Genomic DNA, 4,060 nt, shown 5'->3' on the forward strand with positions numbered 1-4,060 from the left:
TGACGATCCGCAGCACGTTCAGGCCGGCGATCTGCCCGGCCTCCTTGGTGGCCTGACGCTGGGCGTCGTTGAAGTAGGCGGGCGTGGTGATCACCGCATCGGTGATGTCCTCGCCCAGGTAGGCCTCCGCGTCGCGCTTGAGTTTCATCAGCACGCGGGCGCTGATCTCCTGCGCGGTGTATTTCTTGCCGTCGACCTCGATCGACCAGTCGGTGCCCATATGGCGTTTGACCGAGCGGACGGTGCGGTCGACGTTGGTCACCGCCTGGTTCTTGGCGGGTTGGCCGACCAGCACCTCGCCGTTTCGGGCGAATGCGACGATCGACGGCGTGGTACGCGAGCCCTCGGAGTTGGCTACGACGACGGGGTCGCCACCCTCCAGCACCGCGACGACGGAGTTGGTGGTCCCGAGGTCGATTCCGACCGCACGAGCCATGGTGTTTCCTCCCTACATAGACGTTTGTCGGGTCTGAGCGGACCGCACTCAAGGATGCCTTCGTCGGCCACCCGCTGTCAAACTCAGCTTTGAGCGTGGACCACTCAACTTGTCGAGAGGGTTAACAGAGGAAGCCCGGCGGTTTGTTCCCGGGCCACGGTGTGCTCCTATGTTGACGGTGATGCGCTACCGTTGCCACCAGGTTTATCGGGTGTGCCCGCAAAGTCACGACGATAGGAATGCGATGTCACATCCGCCGGAAGCGTCGCACCTGGCGCCCACGGAACTGCTCACCCGCGAGGACGTCGGGTATCACAAGGATCTGCGGCCCCGCCAGCTGCAGATGATCGCGATCGGCGGCGCGATCGGGACGGGGCTGTTTCTCGGTGCCGGCGGGCGGCTGCACGCAGCAGGGCCGGGGCTGTTCCTGATCTACGCGATCTGCGGCAGCTTCGTGTTCCTGATCCTGCGGGCACTCGGCGAGCTGGTGCTGCACCGCCCGTCATCGGGTTCGTTCGTGTCCTACGCCCGCGAATTCTTCGGGGAGAAAACGGCTTACGTCGCGGGCTGGCTGTACTTCCTGAACTGGTCCATGACCGGGATCGTCGACACCACCGCGATCGCGAGCTACTTCCACTACTGGCGGGCGTTCGAATGGGTTCCGCAGTGGGCACTGGCGCTGGCCGCACTGACGGCGGTGCTGTCGATGAACCTTATCTCCGTGCAGCTCTTCGGCGAACTGGAGTTCTGGGCCGCGCTGATCAAGGTGGTGGCGCTGATGACATTCCTGGTCGTCGGCACCGTGTTCTTGGCCGGGCGCTACCAGGTCGACGGCCAGGGCACCGGCCTACATCTGTGGACCGACAACGGCGGGTTCCTGCCGACCGGGCTGCTGCCCCTGGTGTTGGTCACATCGGGGGTGGTGTTCTCCTACGCGGCTGTGGAATTGGTCGGCACGGCAGCCGGTGAGACAGCGGAGCCGGAGAAAATCATGCCGCGCGCGATCAACTCGGTGATCGCACGCATCGGGATCTTCTACGTCGGGTCGGTGGTGCTGCTGGCGCTGCTGCTGCCCTACACCGCCTACAAGGACCACGAAAGCCCCTTCGTCACGTTCTTCTCCAAAATCGGTTTCACCGGCGCCGGAACCCTGATGAACGTGGTAGTGCTGACCGCGGCGTTCTCCAGCCTGAACGCCGGACTGTATTCCACCGGCCGCATCCTGCGCTCGATGGCGGTCAGCGGCAGCGGCCCCAAATTCACTGCGCCGCTGTCGCGCAACGGTGTGCCGTATGGCGGGATCCTGCTGACCGGCGGGGTCGGCCTTTTCGGCGTGCTGCTCAACGCGCTCAGACCGGGGCAGGCCTTCGAGATCGTGCTGAACATCGCCGCGTTGGGCGTCATGTCCGCCTGGGCAACGATCGTGGTATGCCAGCTGCGGTTCCAGCAACTGACGAACGCCGGCATCCTGGCGCGACCGCGCTTCCGGATGCCGCTGGCCCCCTACAGTGGATATGCCACCCTGGCGTTTTTGGCCGGCGTGCTGGTGTTGATGCTGCTCGACAGACGAGCCGGAGCATGGATCGCTACCACGCTGGCGATCGGCATCCCGGCCTTGGTCGGCGGCTGGTTTCTGGTCCGCGGCCGGGTGACAGCGACCGCTGAGCTGTCTGCACCGCCGGAAGAGCGTCGTACCATCGTGCTGCAGGTATCCGACCCGGAAGAGTAGCAATAAAGAGTAGCCACCATGGTCCGCAACCGATTCGCCGCCAAGCCGCCGCTGTACGGAATGCTGCTGCTCTTCCTTGCCATCGCGATCGTGGCCGTCACCGCCTACCTGCACGCCGGCTGGTGGTCGATCCCCGGGTATGCGGTGGCCGCGGTCAGCTCGGTGGCCGGCTTCGCGCTGGCTTTCCGCGACTTTTCGTGACGGACAGGCAGTATCGGGGAGTGCAGTGCGGACATCGGATCTGATTAAGCCTCGGACCAAGCTCGGCGTGGCCTGCGGATGGCCGGCGTTGGTCATCACCTTGCTGGTTGCCGGGTGCACCCACACCACCGACGGCACACCGGTCGCCTCCCCGGGAGCCGGGGCGACCGAACCCTCGTTCCCGACACGCCGGCCCAGCGTGTCGCCGCCCACCTCGCCGGCGCCGTCGAAACCGTCCAGGCCTTCCACACCCGGCGGGCCGGCCACCCCATCCCGACCGGCCGGCGCCATCCCGCTGGCGCCCAACGACAACGGCTACGTCTTCATCGAGACAAAAACCGGCAAGACCCGATGCCAGATCTCGTCGCAGAGCGTCGGCTGCGAGGCGGCGTTCACCAACTCGCCCATCAAGGAAGGCCAGCACGCCAACGGAGTCAGCGTCACCTCCGACGGCACCGTGACGTGGGTGCTGGGCAACCTCGGCGCCATTCCCGTCGTCACCATCGACTACCGCACCTACGCCGCGCAGGGCTGGACGATCGCGGCCAGCCTCGACGGCACCCGGTTCACCAACAACCGCACCGGCCACGGCATGTTCGTGAGCGTCGACAAGGTCGAGACGTTCTGAAGCGAACCGCCTCCGGTGATCGCCATCCTGCCGATACCCAAGGTGTCGGAGGTACCGCCGCCGCATCTTCAGCGCACGGTTCGTGTCGCAGCGGCGTTCTCAAAGCGCTGGCATTTAACATCAATCTCCGTGCAGCGCTACCGCCCGCCAGAGGACGCCGGCGACGAGCCGACCAGGTTCGCCAACTACGGCGGCGGGTACGGCGGTCCGGAGGATTTCTACGGCGACCCGCCCGGCCCGCCGGAACCGCCGGCCAACCCGTGGTACCTCAAGCCTGGGACGTTGATCGGCTGGGGTGTGCTGATCGGAATTCTGCTCGCGGTGGTGATTTGGGGCATCCTGCAGCTGAGCAAGGGCGACTCGGGCCGGACCACCTCCAACACCACGTCGTCCGCCTCGACAACCACCGCCGTGACAACAACCACGACCACGCCGACCACCACCACAACCACACCGCCGACCACCACCACAACCACCGCAACCACCACCACAACCACCACAACCACCACCACAACCACCACAACCACCACAACCACCACAACCACACCGGTGACCACCACCACAACCACGACGCCCGCACCCACCACCACGACGACACCGGGGGGAGCTTTTCAGGTGCCGCTGCCGTCAGAGATCAACATCCCGGGCCTGCCGCAGATCCAGTTGCCGCCGGGCCTCTGAGCAAGTCACGGGGCCGTAGCGCGATTGCCAATCCGCTGAGCCGCCACACTGCGAGCGGATAAGGTTAGGCAGCGAGGTTAAGCCACCACCAGGCGACAACAACCACGTTGCCGGACAATACGTTGCGGATTGGAGAGACGCTTCGTGCCTCCCGAGAACACCCAGATGCTGGTCAGGCTTGTCGTCGGCTTATCCGCCACGGCGATCGTCGCCTATTTCGCCGCCCGCCGGGTCTTCTGGTTGTACCGAATCATCATGGCCGGCCAGCCGGCCACCGGGCGCACCGCACAGCTGCTGACCCGGATCACCACGCAGATCCGCGAGGTGGCCGGTCAGACGCGGCTGCTGAAATGGTCGATCCCGGGTGCGGCGCACTTCTTCACCA

At 65.6% G+C, this 4,060-nt stretch carries 6 protein-coding genes; 5 read left to right on the top strand and 1 reads right to left on the bottom strand.

Annotated features, from left to right (window positions below):
* Positions 1-436: Hsp70 family protein (locus AC2VOP_RS18375; protein WP_486962293.1), on the bottom strand; the 436-nt coding region annotated here is incomplete at its 3' end.
* 244 nt (positions 437-680) lie between these two features.
* Here AC2VOP_RS18375 and AC2VOP_RS18380 point away from each other — a divergent pair.
* From AC2VOP_RS18380 to AC2VOP_RS18400, 5 genes are all read left to right on the top strand, one after another.
* Positions 681-2,165 carry an amino acid permease gene (locus AC2VOP_RS18380; protein WP_486962294.1) on the top strand — a complete coding sequence of 495 codons (1,485 nt, stop codon included), beginning with the start codon at positions 681-683 and terminating at the stop codon, positions 2,163-2,165.
* Between the two features lie 18 nt (positions 2,166-2,183).
* Positions 2,184-2,366 (top strand): hypothetical protein, encoded by a 183-nt coding sequence (locus AC2VOP_RS18385; protein ID WP_486962295.1) that lies wholly within the window; start codon positions 2,184-2,186, stop codon positions 2,364-2,366.
* Between the two features lie 67 nt (positions 2,367-2,433).
* The gene (locus AC2VOP_RS18390; RefSeq protein ID WP_486962297.1) at positions 2,434-2,994 is read left to right on the top strand and encodes a hypothetical protein; all 561 of its coding nucleotides are present in this window, start codon (positions 2,434-2,436) and stop codon (positions 2,992-2,994) included.
* Positions 2,995-3,123: 129 nt separating this feature from the next.
* Positions 3,124-3,675 carry an oligopeptide transporter substrate-binding protein gene (locus AC2VOP_RS18395; protein ID WP_486962296.1) on the top strand — a complete coding sequence of 184 codons (552 nt, stop codon included), beginning with the start codon at positions 3,124-3,126 and terminating at the stop codon, positions 3,673-3,675.
* Between the two features lie 165 nt (positions 3,676-3,840).
* Positions 3,841-4,060: hypothetical protein (locus AC2VOP_RS18400; protein WP_486962298.1), on the top strand; the 220-nt coding region annotated here is incomplete at its 3' end.

Source organism: Mycobacterium sp. TH-M106 (assembly GCF_057473765.1).

Coding starts and splice junctions, on each gene's coding strand:
- AC2VOP_RS18380 (WP_486962294.1), top strand. CDS start 681: ATGTCACATCCGCCGGAAGCGTCGCACCTGGCGCCCACGGAACTGCTC.
- AC2VOP_RS18385 (WP_486962295.1), top strand. CDS start 2,184: ATGGTCCGCAACCGATTCGCCGCCAAGCCGCCGCTGTACGGAATGCTG.